Source organism: Arthrobacter sp. 05L417, assembly GCF_056397865.1.
This window is the reverse complement of the sequence record NZ_JBFTOG010000040.1, coordinates 77,764-97,959: the sequence shown is the minus strand read 5'-3', so window position 1 is coordinate 97,959 and position 20,196 is coordinate 77,764. Positions and strand designations below refer to the sequence as shown.

Annotated in this window: 18 protein-coding genes and 1 pseudogene; 9 read left to right on the top strand and 10 right to left on the bottom strand. The window is 63.0% G+C overall.

All coding sequences use genetic code 11. From position 1 onward, the window contains the following. Together AC1DJW_RS22310 and AC1DJW_RS22305 are read left to right on the top strand one after the other, a co-directional pair. A pseudogene (locus tag AC1DJW_RS22310) lies at positions 1 to 153 on the top strand (lipoyl synthase); the annotation flags it as partial. An 89-nt stretch (positions 154 to 242) separates the two neighbouring features. Further along, on the top strand, positions 243 to 1,007 hold the full coding sequence (locus AC1DJW_RS22305) for a DUF4191 domain-containing protein (RefSeq protein ID WP_284751790.1): 765 nt from the start codon (positions 243 to 245) through the stop codon (positions 1,005 to 1,007). 64 nt (positions 1,008 to 1,071) lie between these two features. Here AC1DJW_RS22305 and AC1DJW_RS22300 read toward each other — a convergent pair whose 3' ends face one another. After that, positions 1,072 to 1,509 (bottom strand): RDD family protein, encoded by a 438-nt coding sequence (locus AC1DJW_RS22300; protein WP_284751789.1) that lies wholly within the window; start codon positions 1,507 to 1,509, stop codon positions 1,072 to 1,074. A gap of 319 nt (positions 1,510 to 1,828) precedes the next feature. Here AC1DJW_RS22300 and glnA point away from each other — a divergent pair, with 319 nt between their 5' ends. Next, positions 1,829 to 3,253, top strand: a complete 1,425-nt coding sequence (gene glnA, locus AC1DJW_RS22295) for a type I glutamate--ammonia ligase (protein WP_284751788.1) — start codon at positions 1,829 to 1,831, stop codon at positions 3,251 to 3,253. A 183-nt stretch (positions 3,254 to 3,436) separates the two neighbouring features. Here glnA and AC1DJW_RS22290 read toward each other — a convergent pair whose 3' ends face one another. Continuing rightward, positions 3,437 to 3,601, bottom strand: a complete 165-nt coding sequence (locus AC1DJW_RS22290) for a DUF2207 domain-containing protein (protein ID WP_148667595.1) — start codon at positions 3,599 to 3,601, stop codon at positions 3,437 to 3,439. 551 nt (positions 3,602 to 4,152) lie between these two features. Here AC1DJW_RS22290 and AC1DJW_RS22285 point away from each other — a divergent pair. Next, positions 4,153 to 4,413, top strand: a complete 261-nt coding sequence (locus tag AC1DJW_RS22285; protein WP_284751787.1) for a hypothetical protein — start codon at positions 4,153 to 4,155, stop codon at positions 4,411 to 4,413. Positions 4,414 to 4,420: 7 nt separating this feature from the next. Here the strand turns inward: AC1DJW_RS22285 and AC1DJW_RS22280 are convergent, their stop codons facing one another. The 3 genes from AC1DJW_RS22280 to AC1DJW_RS22270 are packed head-to-tail and all read right to left on the bottom strand — an operon-like array spanning position 4,421 to position 9,354. Next, positions 4,421 to 4,942: a GNAT family N-acetyltransferase gene (locus AC1DJW_RS22280; RefSeq protein ID WP_476902532.1), complete on the bottom strand. Its 522-nt coding sequence runs from the start codon at positions 4,940 to 4,942 to the stop codon at positions 4,421 to 4,423. 50 nt (positions 4,943 to 4,992) lie between these two features. Beyond that, a complete protein-coding gene (locus AC1DJW_RS22275; protein ID WP_390282133.1) occupies positions 4,993 to 8,004 on the bottom strand; it encodes a bifunctional [glutamine synthetase] adenylyltransferase/[glutamine synthetase]-adenylyl-L-tyrosine phosphorylase in 3,012 nt (1,003 codons plus the stop codon). 9 nt (positions 8,005 to 8,013) lie between these two features. Next, a complete protein-coding gene (locus AC1DJW_RS22270) occupies positions 8,014 to 9,354 on the bottom strand; it encodes a glutamine synthetase family protein (RefSeq protein ID WP_284751784.1) in 1,341 nt (446 codons plus the stop codon). A gap of 190 nt (positions 9,355 to 9,544) precedes the next feature. On the opposite strand from AC1DJW_RS22270, the gene panB reads away from it, so the two are divergent. Further along, positions 9,545 to 10,456, top strand: coding sequence for a 3-methyl-2-oxobutanoate hydroxymethyltransferase (gene panB, locus AC1DJW_RS22265; RefSeq protein ID WP_476902531.1), 912 nt, complete (start codon positions 9,545 to 9,547; stop codon positions 10,454 to 10,456). 12 nt (positions 10,457 to 10,468) lie between these two features. Here the strand turns inward: panB and AC1DJW_RS22260 are convergent, their stop codons facing one another. After that, positions 10,469 to 10,633, bottom strand: a complete 165-nt coding sequence (locus AC1DJW_RS22260; protein WP_234753867.1) for an SPOR domain-containing protein — start codon at positions 10,631 to 10,633, stop codon at positions 10,469 to 10,471. 115 nt (positions 10,634 to 10,748) lie between these two features. On the opposite strand from AC1DJW_RS22260, the gene map reads away from it, so the two are divergent. The 3 genes from map (at position 10,749) to AC1DJW_RS22245 (ending at position 13,278) form a co-directional block, all read left to right on the top strand. Beyond that, a complete protein-coding gene (gene map / locus AC1DJW_RS22255) occupies positions 10,749 to 11,627 on the top strand; it encodes a type I methionyl aminopeptidase (RefSeq protein ID WP_476902530.1) in 879 nt (292 codons plus the stop codon). 72 nt (positions 11,628 to 11,699) lie between these two features. Continuing rightward, entirely contained in the window at positions 11,700 to 12,503 is an 804-nt protein-coding gene (ppgK, locus tag AC1DJW_RS22250) for a polyphosphate--glucose phosphotransferase (protein WP_284991624.1), read from the top strand. Between the two features lie 16 nt (positions 12,504 to 12,519). Continuing rightward, complete coding sequence (locus AC1DJW_RS22245; protein ID WP_476902529.1) at positions 12,520 to 13,278, top strand: SDR family oxidoreductase; 759 nt, start codon at positions 12,520 to 12,522, stop codon at positions 13,276 to 13,278. Positions 13,279 to 13,328: 50 nt separating this feature from the next. Here AC1DJW_RS22245 and nrdR read toward each other — a convergent pair whose 3' ends face one another. From nrdR to AC1DJW_RS22230, 3 genes are all read right to left on the bottom strand, one after another. Next, positions 13,329 to 13,841, bottom strand: coding sequence for a transcriptional regulator NrdR (nrdR, locus tag AC1DJW_RS22240; RefSeq protein WP_284751780.1), 513 nt, complete (start codon positions 13,839 to 13,841; stop codon positions 13,329 to 13,331). A 164-nt stretch (positions 13,842 to 14,005) separates the two neighbouring features. After that, positions 14,006 to 15,379 carry a histidinol dehydrogenase gene (gene hisD, locus AC1DJW_RS22235; RefSeq protein WP_284751779.1) on the bottom strand — a complete coding sequence of 458 codons (1,374 nt, stop codon included), beginning with the start codon at positions 15,377 to 15,379 and terminating at the stop codon, positions 14,006 to 14,008. Positions 15,380 to 15,388: 9 nt separating this feature from the next. Further along, a complete protein-coding gene (locus AC1DJW_RS22230) occupies positions 15,389 to 15,934 on the bottom strand; it encodes a hypothetical protein (RefSeq protein WP_284751778.1) in 546 nt (181 codons plus the stop codon). 159 nt (positions 15,935 to 16,093) lie between these two features. Between AC1DJW_RS22230 and AC1DJW_RS22225 the strand changes: the two genes are divergently transcribed. Beyond that, positions 16,094 to 16,552, top strand: a complete 459-nt coding sequence (locus AC1DJW_RS22225; RefSeq protein ID WP_390282185.1) for a flavin reductase family protein — start codon at positions 16,094 to 16,096, stop codon at positions 16,550 to 16,552. A 56-nt stretch (positions 16,553 to 16,608) separates the two neighbouring features. Here the strand turns inward: AC1DJW_RS22225 and dnaE are convergent, their stop codons facing one another. Then, positions 16,609 to 20,166, bottom strand: coding sequence for a DNA polymerase III subunit alpha (gene dnaE, locus AC1DJW_RS22220; RefSeq protein WP_476902528.1), 3,558 nt, complete (start codon positions 20,164 to 20,166; stop codon positions 16,609 to 16,611). Positions 20,167 to 20,196 lie beyond the last annotated feature (30 nt).

The window sequence follows — 20,196 nt, the reverse complement described above, 5'->3', positions numbered from 1 at the left end:
CGCTCCTCCTACCGCGCCGGACGACTCTGGGCCACCGCGATGCGCAAAAAAGGCCGCGAAATCCCCACGCACCTGGCCCACATCGCCGAAGGCATCCAGGACTCCGGCACCACCCGCCAGGAAGCCCGCACCCTCCTCGCACACCACGCATAGCACGTCGGCTAAAGCACGGCCAAAGGACCGGACCCCGGACAAATCCGGCGTCCGGTCCTTTGGCATAAATCACGTAGAATTAAGGCACTATGGCGAAATCCCCTGATTCCAGCAACTCGACAACATCGGCTGCCGACGCTCCCAAGCGCGGCTTGTTTTCCCGCAAGCCCAAGGAAGCCAAGGCCAAGAAGCCGAGCCAGCTGAAGCAGATCGGCGAGGTCTTCAAGATGACCCGCCGTAACGACCCCATCGTCGTGTGGCTCATGCTGCTGGCGTTCCTCGGCGTCGTTGCTGTCAGCCTCATCGTCGGGCTCCTCCTGAACAACTGGGTCACGGGCCTGATCATCGGCATCCCCTTGGGCCTGCTGGCAGCTGTCTTCATCCTCTCGCGCCGCGCGGAACGGGCGGCCTTCGCCCAGATCGAGAACCAGCCCGGAGCCTCCGGTGCGGCCTTGGGAACCCTGCGCCGCGGCTGGATCACGGAGGACCAGCCGGTCGCAGTCAACCCGCGCACCCAGGACGCTGTCTTCCGCGCCATCGGCCGTCCCGGCGTCGTACTGGTCAGCGAAGGACCTTCGCACCGCGTCAAGCCCTTGGTCGACGCCGAGCGCAAGAAGCTCGCCCGTATCCTGCCGAACGTCACTATTCACGTGATCGAAAGCGGTCGTGGCGAAGGCCAAGTGCCTATCAGCCAAATAGCAAAGACCATGAACAAATACAAGAACGAGCTCACCAAGGTTGAGGTCGGCGCCGTCAGCAAGCGAATCTCTTCGCTCGGCAACCGCCTGCCGATCCCCAAGGGCATCGACCCGTACAAGGCACGCCCTGACCGCAAGGCAGCACGCGGACGCTAGCTAAAACGACAAGCCGCCCGTTCCTGGATATCCGGGAACGGGCGGCTTTTTTGTCTGCGGAAAGTTACATCCGGATGAGGATCGTGTTCATTGCCCTGTCGTGGAGGCCACGCTGGTCGGGATCGAAAACAACCGCGGGGATCACCAGGCACAGGAGGATCGTCCTGACCACAGCGGCCAATGGGCCCGCCCGTGTTCCGCCGAGCCGTACCACGTGGATGCCGGCAACCCGGTGTCCGATGCTGTAGCCCAGCGTCCCGATGAGAAGGATCTGTTCAACCGCGAAGACGGCAAGTGTTGCCCACTGGTTGCCGCCGAAGGCAAAGTTGCTGATCACCAGGGCAATGACCCAGTCGATGCAGATTGCCAGGATGCGACGGCCGGCCCGCGCCATGGAACCGGGGCCGGACTCGGGAAGGCCGAGCCGTGCTCCCGGGTACTTGGAAATTCCGGACGTGTCCGGCCCTGTGAGCCATGAACCAATATCTTTACGATCAACCACACTTCAAGCTTACGGCTTCACCATCGCACGCCCGACGGCGGGAGGCGGCGCCGGTGGGATGTTCGCTGTGTTCACAGGGAAACAGACACACCGAAGAAAGACATAGACTGGCACTGCAGTAGACCAGTAGCGTTTACACGGCAGGCAGTTCTGTAACCTGCTCGAAACAATACTGACACCCCGGGGAAATCCCCTTTCCCTATGGTTGGAGAAGTTGCTAGCCGCCGATGCAGGGATACTTTTTTGTTTCCCTGCCTTCGGTTTGCGCTGGATCAGACGGCCCTGTTGGCCTGTTACCTGTTATGCGATAGGAGCATAGATGTTCAAGACTGCGGACGAAGTCCTCAAGTTCATCAAAGACGAAGACGTAAAATTCGTCGATATCCGCTTCACCGATCTTCCGGGCGTCCAGCAGCACTTCAACGTGCCGGCCAAGAGCGTCGACGCTGACTTCTTTGTCAACGGTCAGCTCTTTGACGGATCTTCCATCCGCGGTTTCCAGGGCATCGCCGAGTCCGACATGCAGCTCATCCCGGATGTCACCACGGCTTTCATCGACGCCTTCCGCGTCGAGAAGACCCTCGCGCTGAACTTCTCCATCGTGAACCCGCGCACTGGCGACCCCTACCACCGCGACCCGCGCGGCGTGGCCGAAAAGGCAGAAGCCTACTTGGCTTCCACCGGCATCGCGGACACGGCATTCTTTGCTCCCGAAGCTGAGTTCTATGTCTTTGACAATGTTCAGTTCGAATCCTCCCCCCAGGGTTCCTTCTACAAGGTCGACTCGATTGAAGCCCCTTGGAACACGAGCCGCGAAGAAGAAGGCGGAAACCTCGGTTACAAGACCCCCTTCAAGGGCGGATACTTCCCGGTTGCCCCGGTTGACCACCAGGCTGACCTTCGTGACGCCATGTGCCTCGCGCTGGACGAAGCAGGCCTCGAAGTCGAGCGCTCGCACCACGAAGTCGGTGCCGCCGGCCAGGCTGAGATCAACTACAAGTTCACGACGCTCGTGCACGCTGCCGACGACCTGCAGAAGTTCAAGTACGTCATCAAGAACACCGCGTGGGAGTACGGCAAGTCCGTCACGTTCATGCCGAAGCCGATCTTCGGTGACAACGGCTCGGGCATGCACTGCCACCAGTCCCTGTGGAACGGCAGCGAGCCGCTCTTCTACGACGAAAAGGGCTACGCCGGCTTGTCCGACACCGCCCGCTGGTACATCGGCGGCCTGCTGAAGCACTCCTCGGCCGTTCTCGCGTTCACCAACCCGACGGTGAACTCCTACCGCCGCCTCGTCAAGGGCTTCGAAGCTCCGGTCAACATGGTTTACTCGCAGGGCAACCGCTCGGCCGGTATCCGTATCCCGATCACGGGCTCCAACCCGAAGGCCAAGCGCATCGAGTTCCGCGCTCCGGACCCCGCCTCCAACCCGTACCTGGCCTTCGCTGCCCAGCTCATGGCCGGCATCGACGGTATCCGCAACCGCATCGAGCCCCCGGCTCCGATCGACAAGGACCTGTACGAACTGCCCGCCGAGGAAGCCAAGGACATCCCCAAGGCTCCGGGTTCCCTTGAGGAAGCCCTTGAGGCCCTCCGCGAGGACAACGAGTTCCTGCAGGCCGGTGGCGTCTTCACCCAGGACCTGATCGACACCTGGATCGAATACAAGTACGAGTACGAGATCCGTCCGCTGTCGCTGCGCCCGAACCCGTACGAGTTCGAGCTCTACTACGGCGTCTAAGTAACACCGCAAGAAGCATGGGAAGGGGTCACGGGCAATCGCCCGTGACCCCTTCTCCGTTTTAAATCCGTGGTGGAAATCCCCGCCATGAGTCCCCCACAAAAAAGAACGGCCGTGCCTGTCAAGACACAGCCGTCCTTTTGTAAAGGCCCCGGATCGCCGGGGCCGGACCCCCAATTTTTCCTACACCCGCCGGCGCCCGCTAATCAACCTGAAGAGGAAGACGATAATCGCCAGGACGATCAGTATCGGGGCGATCCAGAGAAGGAATCCGAGGGCCTTTACGGTGCCGCCAATGATAAAGAAAAGGATCGCGATGACCGCGACGATTCCGAGGATGACATTCATGATGTAGCTCCAGTTTCAGTCGTAAACATTCTGATGATTGCCTTTATCGCTGTGCAAACCTCAGCAACCTTACTGTAAGCATGCTTATTATTCTAATCCAGCCACGACGCGCCAGCCTCGCACTGGCCCGCGGCACCGCTTCGTTGACCCCATCGGCAAGCGCCTGACCCACTTATGACGGCCCGTCACGGGACGCTCGCTCACAAATAACGGCTCTTCCCGGGACGCTCGCTCACATAAATCAAGGGACGCGTCCACCTTGAGGTCATATCTGCAGTAGCGTTGACCAGATGGACGGCATAGGTGAGCGAGCGTCCGGCCAAACACCCACACAAGCGAGCGAGCGTCCGGCCAAACACCCACATAGGTGAGCGAGCGTCCCAATTCCGCATTGCCGACCGGACCGCGCATCTAGGCTCAGTTCCAACCATCAGTCACGACGACCCTGTCGCCGCGGTGGACGCCGTGGTACGTTCAGCGTGATCAGGATGCTTGAGAGAGTCCTCATCCCTTCCGGCTCCTGGCGCAACTTCTGAAAGCGGAGGCATACGATGACAACCTTGATGATCTTCCATGAGGTCGACGACGTTGAGCACTGGCTTAGCTCACCGAAACGGGAAGAACTCTTCGGACCCCAGGGCTTCACAGTTCGAACGTTCGTCGATCCGGGAAAAACCAACCGGGTCGGACTGATTGTCGAGGTCCCGGACATGGAAACGTTCCAGCGCATGTTGGAGTCCGAAGCTGCCGCCGAAGCGATGAAATTCGATGGCGTGCGCCCGGAAACAATCGTGACTCTCGTCGAGTCCTAGGTACCGCCTAGTCGCCGAAACCCCGGTACATCGTCCATTGCGGACCGGCGGAACCACCCAAGTACCTGCCTGTCTCGACAAAACCCGCGTTTGCGTACGCAGCCTTGGCGGCGGGATTGTGTTCGTTAACTGAGAGCACGACGCCGGCCTGGCCGCCACCCAGCCTCGCTGTCAGCTTCTGCGCTTCCCGGGCAGCCGCCGCAGCAGACAGGGCGCCCAGGCCTCTCCCCTGGTGCTTATGGTCGATCAAAAACCCACGCAGGAGCCAGGCGGAATCGTCGTCGGGCCATCCTGCCAAGGTTGCGGCACCAGACTGCAAGGTAAATACTCCGACGGCGGCACCTGCCGCCTCGATCACGTACGGCAAGCGGCTTTCGTCTTCCAGGCCCATGAGCATCATCTTGAACGGGTCCCCGACGAAGTCTTCCTGCCCCGCGGCCAATTCCATGACGGCGACGTCGCCGAGCGTTACGGCGCGGGCATCGTCGTCGACATCCTTCAAGGGAATGAGCCACACGGTTTCCAGCATCCTTCGAGCTTAGCCGTCCCCGCACTCCGCGGGTCGGCTCGAGCGGCGGCTCACTGCCCGTAGAAGTCCTTCTCAAACACGGCCCGGGTCCGCCGGCTCAGGCGCAAATAGTCTTCTTCGAATACCGCGGCTTGCCCCGGAGCGTAACCACACCATCTGGCAACGGCTTCCAAATCCCTCCGAGACGCCGGGAGGAGATCGGAGGCACGCCCCGTGCAGATCACATTCGCCGAGCGGATACGGCTCGCGAGCCGCCAGGCTTCGCGAAGCAACACGATGTCACCCTTGTCGATCAGTCCCAACGACTCGATCGCGTCGAGGGCCTTGAGCGTGGAAGTGGTCCGCAGTTGTGGATGCTTCCCTGCGTGTTGGAGCTGCAGCAGCTGCACAAGCCATTCGACGTCGCTGAGTCCACCCCGTCCGAGCTTAAGGTGCCTGGCTGGATCGGCGCCTCTCGGGAGCCGTTCCGACTCAACCCGCGCCTTGACGCGCCGGATCTCCCGCACATCGGTCTCGGCGAGCGATTCCGGGTAGCGGATCGGGTTGATGAGCCAGAGGAATTCCGCGGCCAATTCGTCGTTGCCGGCCATCGGTTGTGCGCGCAACAGCGCCTGGGCTTCCCAGATGAGGGACCACCGTCGGTAATACTCCGCGTACGACTCGAGGGAACGGACCATGGCCCCGTTCTTTCCCTCGGGGCGAAGATCGGCATCAACGGTGAGGACCCGCTCCGCCAGGATGGCCGGTTTGAGGGGTTGGGTAAGCAGGGTGGAAATGTGCCCCACAATGGCAAGGGCTTGTTGCTGGGCGTCGGATTCACTCGCGCCAGGGAGCGCGCGGTGGACGTACATGACGTCGGCGTCCGAGCCGTAGCCGATCTCGCGTCCGCCTTGCCTACCCATGGCGACAACCAGCACCTGGGTCTTGGGGGGTCCCTCGGAAGCCACGATGGACTCGGCGACGTGCAAGGCGCCCAGGACTGCGGCCCGGTCGGCATCGGCCAATGCCGTGCCCACTGCGTCCTGTTCCAAGAGGCCGGAACTGTCCGCGATGGCGATCCGGAGGATTTCCCGGCGCCTGATGAGCCGGATGAGCCGCATTGCATTCTCGGGATCGGCGTGGCGCGACATCTTGGATTGGATTTCCTGCCACTGGGCTTCGAAGCTAAGCGGCATGAGCTCCTTGTCGGCACCTAGCCACGCAACGGATTCCGGGGAAACCTCCAGGAGATCGGCGATGAGCCGTGAGTTGGAAAGCACGTGGCAAAGCCGCTCGGCTGCCGCTTGGGAGTCCCGGAGCATTCCGAGATACCAATGGGTGGTTCCGAGGGCTTCGCTGACACGACGGAAGGCGAGCAGTCCGGCGTCGGGGTCCACACCTTCGGCGAGCCAGCCGAGAAGGATGGGGAGCAGTTGCCGCTGCAGTGCGGCGCGCCGGCTGACCCCGGCCGTGAGGGCCTCGATGTGGCGCATGGCGCCCTGCGGGTCGCGGTAGCCGAGCGCCGCAAGCCGGCCCTGGGCGGCTTCCGGAGTGAGCCGGGCGTCTTCGGTGCTCAACTTCGCGGCCGTGTTGAGCAGCGGCCGGTAGAAGATCCGATCGTGCAGTTCTCGAACGGACCGCTTGGTCTTCTGCCAGGTTTCGATCAGGGCGTCCGGATGCGGCCTCCCCGTGGAAAAGGGCCCCAGGACGGCCTTCGCGAGGAACCGCAAAGACTCCTGGCTCGTGGGCATGAGGTGGGTACGGCGCATCTGGAACAACTGGATGCGGTGCTCAAGAACCCGCAGGTAGCGGTAAGCGGCGTCGAAGGCAGCGGCATCCACCCGGCCGATGTAGCCCCCCGCGGACAGCGCCGATATCGCCGACGTCGTATCCCGGCAACGGAGCGTTTCATCGGACTTTCCGTGGACGAGTTGCAGGAGCTGCACCGTGAACTCGACATCGCGCAGGCCGCCGGGACCCAGTTTGATCTGGCGCTGTTCTTCCGCCGGAGCAATGTTATTCGTCACCCTGCGGCGCATCGCCTGCACGGATTCCACGAAACCTTCCCGGCCGGCCGAAGCCCACACGAGCGGCTGGACGGCCTGCTCGTAACGCGAGCCCAGATCCCTGTCCCCTGCGATGGTCCGCGCCTTGAGGAGTGCCTGGAACTCCCAGCTTTCAGCCCACTTCGCGTAGTAGCTCAAGTGCGAGGGCAACGTCCTGACGAGGGGACCGGATTTCCCTTCGGGCCGCAGGTTCGCGTCGACCTCCCACAACCCGGGTTCGGATCCCGTGGACGAAATAGCGCGGGAGATCCCGGCGGCCAAGGCCGTGCCGATGGTCGCGGCCTCGGCGTCCTCCAGGTCCGGCGCCTCGATCACGTAGATGACGTCGACGTCGGAAATGTAGTTGAGCTCACGGGCACCGCACTTGCCCATGCCGATGACGGCGAGCCCGACGCCGGCAATATCGGCGGGATCGAAAGTCGCCGCGGCTTCTGCCCTGGCAACGGCCAGGGCCGCCTCTATCGCCGCGCCGGCGAGGTCGGCCAGTTCGGCACCGACGGCCGGCATGAAGTCCTGGGGACTGGCGGCGCAGAGGTCCTTGATGGCCAATTCGGTGAGCCCGCGCCGGTAAGCCGTCCGGAGTGCAGTGTAGGCGCTGGCTCCCGTCATCGCGGCAACGGGCCTGGGCGAGTTGGGGTCCGCCTTCACTGATCGGAGCAGCTTCGTCCGCAGCTCACCGGCATCGGCGGACAAGGGTTCCGGGCTGACGCGGACATCGAAGACGTCCAGATGTTCCGGATGCCTGATCAGGAACTCTCCCAAGGCCTCGGATGCGCCCAGCAAGCGGTAAAGCGGCTCACTGCGATCCGGGTGCTCCCCCGCGAGCTGCCTGAGTGAGGGATGCTTCTCGATCAAGCGCACGAGCGACTGGAGCGCGGTGTCCGGGTTCGCGCTCAGGTGCAGACCAGCAAAGATCGTGTCCTGGTCGATGCCGTCGAGTTCACGCGCGGCAAGGAACCGTTCACCTTTTTCAAGATCGCTGAAACCGGCAGAGATGAGCCGGCGGGCCAGGCTCACACTCACAGCCTAGAGAATGCCGAGATTGCGCTTGAGCTCGTAAGGCGTGACCTGGAGCCGGTAGTCCTGCCATTCCGCACGCTTGTTGCGCAGGAAGTGGTCAAAGACCTGTTCGCCGAGGATGTCCGCTACGAGTTCCGAATCCTCCATGGCGCGGATGGCATCGTGGAGGCTGGCCGGCAGCGGAGTATGGCCCATCGCCTTGCGCTCGGCCGAAGTCAGCGACCAAACGTCGTCTTCCGCGGCGGCCGGAAGGTCGTAGCCTTCCTCGATGCCCTTGAGCCCGGCACCGAGCAACACTGCGTAGGCGAGGTACGGGTTGGTGGCGGAGTCAATGCCGCGGTATTCGATCCGTGCGGACTGGCCCTTGCCCGGTTTGTAGAGCGGCACGCGAACCAGGGCCGAACGGTTGTTGTGCCCCCAGCTCAGGTAGCTCGGCGCTTCGCCGCCGCCCCAGAGACGCTTGTACGAATTGACGAACTGGTTGGTGACCGCAGTGAATTCCGGCGCGTGGCGGAGGATACCGGCAATGAATTGGCGTGCGGTCTTGGACAACTGGAATTCGGCGCCGGCTTCGTAGAAGGCATTCGTGTCACCCTCGAACAGCGAGAAGTGGGTGTGCATGCCTGAACCCGGGTGGTCGGTGAACGGCTTGGGCATGAAGGTGGCGTAAGTGCCCTGCTGGAGGGCCACTTCCTTGATGACCGTGCGGAAGGTCATGATGTTGTCCGCCGTCTGGAGGGCGTCCGCGTAGCGGAGATCGATCTCGTTCTGGCCGGGTCCGCCCTCGTGGTGGCTGAACTCCACGGAGATGCCCACGGATTCCAGCATGGTGACTGCCGTGCGACGGAAGTCCTGTGCCACGCCGCCGGGCACGTGGTCGAAGTAGCCGCCCTCGTCAACGGGAACAGGAACGCCGTTGGCGTCAAGGTCCTGGGACTTGAGGAGGTAGAACTCGATCTCAGGATGCGTGTAGCACGTGAAGCCCATGTCCGCGGCCTTGGCGAGGGTGCGCTTGAGCACGTTCCGGGGGTCGGCAGCCGACGGCTCGCCGTCGGGGGTCAGGATGTCGCAGAACATCCTGGAGGTCTGCTCCGTTTCACCGCGCCACGGAAGGATCTGGAACGTGGACGGGTCGGGCTGGGCCAGCATGTCGGACTCGAACACCCGGGCGAGGCCCTCGATGGCCGAACCGTCGAAACCCAGGCCTTCCTCGAAGGCGCCTTCCACTTCCGCCGGTGCAAGTGCCACCGATTTCAGCGAACCGACGACGTCGGTAAACCACAAGCGTACGAAGCGCACATCACGCTCTTCGATAGTTCGCAGAACGAACTCTTGCTGGCGGTCCATGGGGCCTCATTTCCGGGTCAACGTCCATGCCGCGGATTCGGGGTTCGAAGCCAACGACAACTCAGCATTCACTCTACTAAGCATTGGCCCGGAATGGCTGCACCCCCGGTTCGCGTAACACAGCGTTTACAAATGTGAGGCTCCTCATGCGCCGGTGGCTAGGACGCCCGGTACCGCATACGCTCTATTCATGGCCCCAAGCAACAGTTCCGATTCCAGCATGCCCGCCGAAGTTCCTGCGCCTTACGGAACCGGACCTGCCACCGCAGGTTCCGGGGCTTCAGCGGACGCTTCAACGCCGAAGCCCGCCGCGAGGATCCGCACCCATCACCTTCAACAAGCCAAGGCAAAGGGTGAGCGCTTTGCAATGCTGACTGCCTACGAGCAATACACGGCTGAGATTTTCGACCAGGCCGGCATCGAGGTCCTGCTGATCGGCGATTCGGCCTCCAACAACGTCTTCGCGAACGAAACCAGCCTCCCTGTGACCGTCGACGAGCTCCTCCCCTTGTGCCGCGCGGTGGCCCGATCCGCCAAACGTGCCTTGGTAGTGGCAGATCTCCCCTTCGGCAGCTACGAAGTGTCGCCGCAGCAGGCCGTGGCAACAGGTGTCCGCTTCCTGAAGGAAGGCCTGGCACACGCCGTCAAGATCGAAGGCGGCGCGTTCTATGCGGGAACTGTGCGCGCCATGGTCCAGGCAGGCATTCCCGTCATGGCGCACATCGGATTCACCCCCCAGAGCGAACACTCGCTGGGCGGCTACCGCGTCCAGGGCCGGGGCGATGACGCTGCGCGCTTGGTCGAAGACGCCGTTGCCCTCGCAAATGCCGGGGCGTTCTGTGTGCTCATGGAGATGGTTCCAGCGGAAACCGCAGCCGCCGTCGACGCCGCTATCGACGTGCCCACGATCGGAATCGGTGCAGGCAACGCAACCACGGGACAGGTCCTCGTGTGGCAGGACATGGCCGGACTGCGCGGCGGCAAGATGGCCAAGTTCGTCAAGCAATATGCGGATCTGCGCACCACCCTGAGTGACGCAGCGAAGGCGTACGCCGACGACGTCAGGTCCGGCCAGTTCCCGGGCCCGGAGCACTCATTCTAGGAGGACACAGCTTCAGTCCTCGTCGTCCTTGTCCCACGCTTCGTTGCGGGCTTTGACCTTTTCGAGGGCGTGCTCGGCTTCTTCACGCGTCTTGTAAGGACCGATCAGCTGGGACCAGTCGGACAACGCGTCCTCTTCGATTTGGTGTGTCTGAACGTTGTACCAGAACTCCGCCACGGTTTCTCCTTTTCGAATCCCGCCGTAAGCTCGGCGGGGACGGTCGCCCTTCGCGCGGGCCGATATTTAGCTACTTAGTTACTTGCGTCTCGTGCGTCCCTTATATGATCAATCTATGCCTTCTCCCGCTCTGACCGCACCCATCGGCACGCTCACCCGTGGAACCGTCAGCCCGCAGCTGCCCGTACCGGCGTCCATCCCACGCCCGGAGTATGTCGGCAAGCCAGGACCCGCGAAGTTCACCGGTTCAGAGGTCAAGTCGGCGGAAACCATCGAGAAGATCCGCATCGCCAGCAAAATTGGTGCCCAGGCGATCGTCGAGGTCGGCAAGCACATCGAGCCGGGCGTCACCACCGACCAGTTGGACCGGATCGGCCACGAGTTCCTTCTGGACCACCACGCCTACCCGTCGACGCTTGGCTACCGAGGCTTCCCCAAGTCCCTGTGTTCCTCGCTCAACGAGGTCATCTGCCACGGCATTCCGGACAGCACCGTCGTCCAGGACGGCGACATCCTGAATATCGACATCACGGCCTACATCAACGGCGTCCACGGCGACACGAACTGCACCTTCCTGGTGGGAGACGTCGACGAAGAGTCCCGGCTGCTGGTTGAACGTACCCAGGAGTCGCTGAACCGGGCCATCAAGGCCGTCGCGCCGGGCCGCGAAATCAATGTGATCGGCCGGGCCATCCAGTCCTACGCGAAACGTTTCGGCTACGGCGTTGTCCGCGACTTCACCGGCCACGGAGTCGGCGAGGCCTTCCACACGGGCCTGATCATCCCCCACTACGACGCCGCGCCGGCCTACAACACCACGATCGAAGCCGGCATGGTCTTCACGATTGAACCCATGCTCACCCTCGGAACCATCGAGTGGGACATGTGGCCCGATGATTGGACAGTAGTCACCCGCGACCACAAACGGACCGCGCAATTCGAACACACCCTGCTGGTCACCGAGACCGGCGCCGAAGTCCTGACTCTTCCTTAAGCTCTCCGGAAGGTCACCTGCAGCCGTTCGTGCTGCGACATGCCCACCCCTCCTGCCATGAACGGAAACGCATTGACCAAGAAGGATGAGAAGATCCACAAGAACGGCCCGCTGATCGGCATCGACGTCGGTGGCACCGGCATCAAGGGCGGCATCGTCGATCTCAAGAAGGGCAAGCTGCTCGGGGACCGTCTCCGCATTCCCACGCCGCAGCCCGCCACTCCCGAAGCCGTCGCCGAAGTGATCGCACAGATCGTCGAAGAGTTGTCGGCCCGCGAGGACGCCCCGGCCAAGGGTTCGCCCGTGGGAGTCACCTTCCCCGGAATCATCCAGCACGGCGTGGTCCGCTCTGCCGCCAACGTGGACAAGTCCTGGCTCGACACCGACATTGATTCGCTGCTCACCAAGCGCCTGGACCGCCCCGTCGAGGTCATCAACGACGCCGACGCGGCCGGCCTCGCTGAAGCCCGCTACGGCGCAGGCGAAGGCGTCGACGGCACAGTCCTGGTCATTACGCTCGGCACGGGCATTGGCTCGGCCTTCATCTTCAACGGACACCTCGTGCCCAACGCCGAACTCGGCCACCTCGAAGTGGACGGCCACGACGCCGAAACGAAGGCATCCGCCGTCGCGCGTGAACGCGACGGCTTGAGCTGGGAAGAGTACAGCGTGCTGCTGCAGCGCTATCTCTCCCATGTCGAGTTCCTGTTCTCCCCCGAGCTCTTCATCATCGGTGGCGGCATTTCGAAGCGCTCGGACGAGTACTTCCCGCACTTGGATCTGCGGACCCGCATCGTCACGGCGGAACTGAAGAACGACGCCGGAATCGTGGGGGCCGCACTGGACGTGGCCCTCCACCACAAGCTCGCCAAGTAGCAGGGCAGCCTTCCGGATGGACGACGGCGTGCCCGACGTCGCGATTGTCACCGGCGCGAGCCGGGGCATCGGCGCGGCCATAGCCCTCAGGGCTGCCGCCGCGGGGTACGCCGTCGTCGTCAACTACTCAGCGGACGCCGACGGCGCACGGAGCGTTGTCGCGGAAATCCAGGCCAAAGGCGGAACGGCCTGCAGCGTACAGGCCGATGTCAGCGACCCCTCGCAGGTTATGTCGCTCTTTGATTCCGCGTCCGCCGTAGGCAGGGTCACCACGGTGGTCAACAACGCCGGAATCACGGGCAACCTCATCGGCAATCTCATTGACGTGCCGAGTGAAACGATCCGTCGCGTCATGGACGTCAACGTCAACGGATTGATCTTTGTCTGCCAGGAAGCCGTTCGACGCCTTTCCACCGCCAATGGCGGGCCTGGCGGCTCCATTGTCAACGTTTCCTCGACTGCGACCAAAGCCGGTTCGCCGGGCACGTGGGCGCACTACGCCGCGAGCAAAGGCGCTGTTGATGTCCTGACAGTGGGCCTCGCGTCCGAGGTGGCACGGCACGGGATCAGGGTGAATTGCGTGGCTCCCGGGAGCACCAACACCGGATTGCACGCTGCTGCGGGGATGCCCGACCGCGTGGAACGGCTCAACCCGGGGATCCCCATGGGCAGGGGCGCGGAACCCGATGAGGTGGCCGCTGCCGTGTTGTGGTTGATATCCGACGACGCCGGTTACATCACGGGAGCCGTGCTCCCGGTCTCCGGCGGACGGTAGAAGTGGTGCCGGTGGTGGCCTCGGCTTCCCCTCCGCTGCCACCACCGGAGCTAGATAGGGCTCTTCTCGGAGCTCTTGCCCTTGGCGCCCTTTGCTGCGTTCTCGGCCGCTGCCGTTTCGGCTTCGTGGCGGAGCAGGGAGATGGCCGATTCGAAGTCCTCAAGCGATTCGAAGGCCTGGTAAACGCTGGCAAAACGCAAGTAGGCGACCTCGTCCAGTTTCTGGAGTGGTCCAAGGATGGCCAGGCCGACCTCGTGGGCGTCGATTTCCGCCGCACCTGACGAGCGGATGTTCTCCTCGACTTCCTGGGCCAGCATCGCAAGGTCGTCCTCGGTCACGGGACGGCCTTGGCAGGCCTTGCGAACGCCGTTGATGATCTTGATCCGGCTGAAGGGTTCTCCCACGCCTGAACGTTTGATGACGGAAAGGCTGGTGGTCTCCACCGTGGTGAAACGGCGTCCGCACTCGGGGCACTGGCGCCGACGGCGGATGGCTGAGCCGTCGTCGGCCATTCGACTGTCCACAACGCGTGAGTCGGGGTTTCGGCAGAACGGACAATACACGCTGGGCCTCCCCGGTTCGGTTCCGGCCCCCCGCCCGCGGCGTCAGCCGGGAACGCAAAAGGTGCCGGAAGTTTGACTTCCGGCACCAGTTTACGGCTACATAAGGCCTAATGACAAGACTGTAATTACTATATGTAGTAGTTGTTACCCATACATGTAGTGGTTTAGGCCCCCGCGAAACGAATCTTGACAGCGTCGCCGTGGCCGGGAAGGTCCTCGGCATCGGCGAGGCTCACGATGTGCCTGCTGACCTGTTCGAGGGCAGCCTTGTTGTAGTTGATCACCTGAACGGCACGCAGGAATGTTGTCACGTTCAGGCCGGACGAGAAGGCTGCAGTGCCGCTCGTGGGCAAGACATGGTTGGATCCTGCACAATAGTCTCCGAGGCTGACCGGGCTGTAGTCCCCCACGAATACCGCGCCGGCGTTGCGGATCCTCGCGGCGACCGCGGCCGCGTCCGCCGTCATGATTTCCAAATGCTCGGCCGCGTACGCATCGCAGACCGCAATGCCCTGCTCGAGATCGTCCACCAGCACCACGCCCGACTGGGGGCCCGACAGTGCCGTGGTGACCCGTTCGCCATGCTTCGTGGTTCCCGCCTGCACCGCGAGTTCCCGCTGCACAGCGGAGGCGAGTTCCTCGGAATCGGTGATCAGGACAGACGCCGCCTTGGGGTCGTGCTCGGCCTGGCTGATGAGGTCCGCGGCCACAAGCTCCGGACGGGCCGAAGCATCCGCCAAGATGGCGATCTCGGTAGTGCCGGCCTCCGAGTCGATCCCCACGACGCCTTTCACAAGCCGCTTGGCGGTTGCCACGAAGATGTTTCCGGGACCGGTCACAACATCCACGGGCTCGATGGGCTGATCATCGACATCTCCTGGGATGCCGTAGGCAAACGAAACAATCGCCTGGGCGCCTCCGATGGCGTACACCTCGTCAATGCCGAGCAAAGCGGCCGCGGCCAGGATGGTGGGGTGGGGCAAGCCCCCGAAGTCTTTCTGGGGCGGAGAAGCCAGCGCGATCGATGCCACCCCCGCGGCCAGTGCCGGAACAACGTTCATGATCACCGAGGACGGGTAGACTGCCAGGCCGCCGGGAACATACAGTCCGACGCGGCCCACCGGTACCCAGTTCTGGCTGACGACGGCGCCGTCCCCCAGTTCCACATCGACGTTCGCGGGCCGCTGGCCGTCAGCAAAGCGCCGGGCACGGCGGATGGATTCCTCGAGGGCCTCCCGGACGGACGGGTCCAGGTTTTCAAGGGCTTCGGCAAGGGCGGCGGCGGGCACGCGCGGGTGGGACTGTTCCACGCCGTCGAACGCCAACGCGAACTCACCAAGCGCTTCGAAGCCGCGGGAGCGGACAGCGGCAATGATGTCCAGGACTTTTTGCTCGGCGTCCGCCATGGTCTGATGCTTGGCCCGGGGCACCACGGCCCGCAGTTCCGCCAAGGTCAGGGACCGTCCGCGCAAGTCGATGCGGCGGAAGTCCAGGGACTGGGCGGCGGTGTCGGCAGGATTCTCCGGAGAAATGGTCACCAGATCATTTTACGGGGCGAGCGGCTGTGCCTCCGGCTGCTTTCCCATCAAACCGAAAAGAATCAGGAGGAATGTCACGAGGGAAGTCGCCCCCGGCCACAGCAAGAGTGCTGTGGCGGACCGCAAAGAGAAGCCATCACTTCCGCTTGTGGCAGGACCCCACCATTGTGCGGCCAGCAGACCCACTTGCCAGGCCACCAAGGCCCCCGCCGCACCACCCAGGACTGCCAGGAAGGTGCGGATGCCGTGCCCCGGCTTCCGGACCTTGCTGTCGAGCAGGACCGCCGTGAAGCAGCCGGAAAGCAGCAGCAGCCCGGCCAGGACCAAGTCCCTCGGGAGCCGCCCCGCAGAGGCAGTGGGATCGGCAAGGGCAGGATTTCCGGAGATCACGTTGAGGCCACCCGGGGCCAACAGCCACCAGGCGAGGCCCAGGCCAACGCCCGAGGCGACGGGCACGGCGAGCCAGAGCCACCATTTGCCGTCCCGCTTGCCCGTGTCCGCGTCCGTGTCCGTCGTTGGAGCGGAGTCGAGAAGGTTCGATGTTGGCTTGGTCATGACACAAACATTAACAAACGTTTCTGGACGCTCAACAAGCAAGCGTCCCGGCGAACGGCGGAATACGCTGAATCCACCAGCGTTATTACAAATAGCTCACTCAGGAGATCGGGCAAAGTGGCTTCGGACAATTCGGCTTTTGAAGCAACATTCAAGCAAATGTTCCGCCGGCATGCCGCCGGGGTGGCCATCATCACTGCCGACCTCAACGGCAAGCCTTTCGGTTTCACAGCGACGTCCGTCGCTTCGCTGTCGGCCGAACCACCACGGTTCACGTTCAACATGTCCCGCAGTTCCAGTTCCTGGCCCGCGGTGGCGAATTCGACATATATCGGCCTGCACATGCTCGGCCTCGAGAACCAGGCTCTCGCAGACCGCTTCGCCCGCACCCAGGAACGGTTTGAAGGCGATCACTGGGAGCCGGGGCCCTTCGATGTCCCCATCCTCAAGAACGTTGCCGGCTGGCTGATCGGCAAGATCCAGATGCGCCTGTCCTTCGAAAACAACGCGATCGTGGTGGTGGAGGTTGTCGACGGACTAGTCGGCGACGACGACACCCCACTGCTCTACCACTCGGGCTCCTACGGCCAGCCGGTTCCGCTCGACTATGAAATCTAGTTAAAGCAGGAGATCTTTCGTCACCGGCCGGCTGGTTCAGCGAGCCGCGGGACCAATCAGCTGTCCAGGCAGGTCGGGCCAAGAAGTACCTTGAGGTCACCGAAAAGCGACGGGGTGGGATTCACGCGCAAGTGCACCGGCAGGCCCATGACCTCGACCTTGGAATCACCCTGCAAGTGGAGCCTGACCTCGGAGTTCCCCCGGTGGGTGGTCAAAACATCGCGAAGGTCAGTGACCACGGCCTCGGTTGCCTTGTACGTGGGCATCGTGATGACGAGGGGACCGTTGGTGCTTTCGCTCAAGTCCGGAACCGAGAGTTCCATGCAGTTCAAGGTGACTGCACCGTCGTCGCGCCGCTGCAAACGGCCCTTGACCACCACGATCAGGTCCTCCGCGAGCACCGAAGCGATGGGGCCGTACACCTGGCCGAAGAACATGACCTCGATGGAAGCTCCCAGGTCTTCGATCTCCGCCCGCGCGTAGGCGTTGCCGCTTGCCTTGGCGATCCTTCGGCTGAGCGAGGTGATCATGCCCGCGATGGTGACGATGGCGCCGTCGTGCGGTCCGTCTTCTCCCAGGATCGAGGTGATCGACTGCTCGGCATGCTGGCTCAGCACGCCCTCAAGCCCTTGCAGGGGGTGGTCCGAGACATAGAGTCCCAGCATGTCCCGTTCGAAGGCGAGCTTGTCTTTCTTTTCCCATTCCGGCAGGTCCGGGATCTCGGTGCTCAGGGAGGCTTGCGGCTCCTGGTCCTCGAATCCGGCGAAGAGATCGAACTGGCCGATCGCCTCATTGCGCTTGAGCGTGATGACGGAGTCAATCGCTTCTTCGTGGACCATGGCCAGCGCACGGCGGTGATGGCCAAGGGAGTCGAACGCGCCGGCCTTGATAAGGGACTCAATGGTGCGCTTGTTGCAGACCACCGCCGGAACCTTCATGAGGAAGTCCTTGAAGGACGTGTAGGCACCCTCGCTCGCGCGGGCTGCCACCATGGCTTCCACCACGTTGACGCCGACATTGCGGATGGCCCCCATTCCGAAGCGGATGTCCGTTCCCACAGGGGTGAAGTTAAGGCTTGACTCATTGACGTCCGGCGGAAGGACCGTAATGCCCATTCGCCGGCATTCATTGAGGTAGATGGCCGATTTGTCCTTGTCGTCGCCCACGGACGTGAGCAGGGCGGCCATGTATTCGGGGGCGTAGTGGGCCTTCAGGTACGCAGTCCAGTAGGAGATGACCCCGTACGCGGCGGAGTGCGCCTTGTTGAAGGCGTAGTCGGAGAACGGAAGCAGGATGTCCCACAGGGTCTTGACGGCCTCCATGGAGTAGCCGTTATCCTGCATGCCCTGGGAGAAGCCTGCGAACTGCTTGTCCAGTTCGGATTTCTTCTTCTTGCCCATGGCGCGGCGCAGGATGTCGGCTTGACCCAGTGAGTAGCCGGCCAGTTTCTGGGCCACGGCCATGACCTGCTCCTGGTACACGATGAGCCCGTACGTTCCGCCGAGGATTTCGGCGAGCGGTTCCTCGAGTTCCGGATGGATCGGGATGACTTCCTGGATTTTGTTCTTGCGCAGGGCGTAGTCGGTGTGCGAGTTGGCACCCATGGGACCCGGCCGGTACAGCGCCAACACGGCGGAGATGTCTTCGAAGTTGTCAGGCTTCATGAGCTTGAGCAGCGACCGCATGGGGCCGCCGTCGAGCTGGAAGACGCCCAAAGTGTCGCCGCGAGCCAGCAACTCGTACGACGCCGGATCGTCCAACGCCAAGTGCTCGAGATCGAGGTCGACGCCCCGGTTCATCTTGATGTTTTCCAGGGCGTCGGAAATGATCGTCAGGTTCCTCAAGCCGAGGAAGTCCATCTTGATCAGGCCGAGGCCTTCGGACGTCGGGTAGTCGAACTGCGTGATGACCTGGCCGTCCTGGATCCGGCGCATGACAGGAATGACGTCGATGATGGGGTCCGAAGACATGATGACGCCAGCGGCATGGACGCCCCATTGCCGCTTCAGCCCCTCAATGCCCAGCGCGGTCTCGAAGACCTTTGCGGCCTCAGGGTCCGTGCTGATCAGCTGGCGGAAGTCGCCGGCCTCACCATAGCGCTTGGCCTCCGGGTTCTGGATGTCCGCGAGCGGGATATCCTTGGCCATCACCGCCGGCGGCAGGGCCTTGGTGAGCTGTTCACCCATGCTGAACGGGTAGCCGAGCACGCGGGACGAGTCCTTCAGCGCCTGCTTGGTCTTGATGGTGCCGTAGGTGACGATCATGGCCACGCGCTCGTCGCCGTACTTCCGCGTGACGTAGTCGATCACCTCGGAACGGCGACGATCATCGAAGTCGACGTCGAAGTCGGGCATGGACACGCGGTCCGGGTTGAGGAAGCGCTCGAAGATCAGGCCATGTTCCAGCGGGTCGAGGTCGGTGATGCGCATGGCGTACGCCACCATGGAGCCCGCGCCGGAACCGCGGCCCGGGCCCACCCTGATCCCGTTGTTTTTGGCCCAGTTGATGAAGTCTGCCACCACGAGGAAGTAGCCAGGGAAGCCCATGGAGGTGATGACGTCAAGCTCATAGTCGGCTTGCTTGCGTACCTTGTCCGGGACGCCGTTCGGGTAGCGGTAATCGAGTCCAGTGGCTACTTCCTTGACCAGCCAGGACGTCTCGTCCTCGCCGGGTGGGCATGGGAACCGCGGCATGTAGTTCGCGCCCGTGTTGAAGGACACTTCGCAACGCTCGGCGATCAGCAGGGTGTTGTCGCAGGCCTCGGGATGGTCGCGGAACAGCTCCCGCATCTCCTGCGGTGACTTCAGGTAGTAGCCGCTGCCGGAGAAGGCGAATCGGGAGCCGCCGTTGTCATAGGTGGGCTCGAGCAGCGTGGAGCCCGACTGGATCGCCAAGAGGGCCTCATGGGCCTTCGCGTCATGCTCATGCGTGTAGTGGAGGTCATTGGTGGCCACGAGCGGAAGCTTCAGTTCCTTGGCCAAACGCAGCAGATCGCCGGTGACCCGCCGCTCGATGTCCAGGCCATGGTCCATCAGTTCGCAGAAGTAGTTTTCCGCACCGAAGATGTCGCGGAACTCGGAGGCCGCAGCCAGGGCCTCCCGGTATTGCCCCAGCCGAAGACGGGTCTGGACTTCACCCGAAGGGCAGCCGGTGGTGGCGATCAGGCCTTCGGAATACGTGTTCAGCAACTCCCGGTCCAGGCGGGGCCATTTGCCGAACACCGAGTCGAGGGAAGCAATCGAGGATGCCCGGAACAGATTGCGCATGCCTGCGTTGTTGTAGCTCAACAACGTCATGTGGGTGTAGGAACCACCACCGGAGACGTCGTCCTTGCGCTGGCTTTCGTCGCCCCAGCGGACGCGCTCTTTGTCGCCGCGCGCCGTCCCCGGTGTGACATAGGCTTCGACGCCGATGATCGGCTTGATGCCTTTGTCCGTGGCCTTCTTCCAGAAATCGAAGGCACCGAACAGGTATCCGTGGTCCGTGGTGGCCAGCGCAGGCATGCCCAGCCGCTCGGTCTCGTCGAACAACTCGGTAAGACGGGCCGCGCCATCCAGCATGGAGTATTCGGTGTGGGTGTGCAGATGGACGAACGAGTCATTGCTGGAAGTCACCACGACAGTCTACCGGCAGGGGTCCCGCGG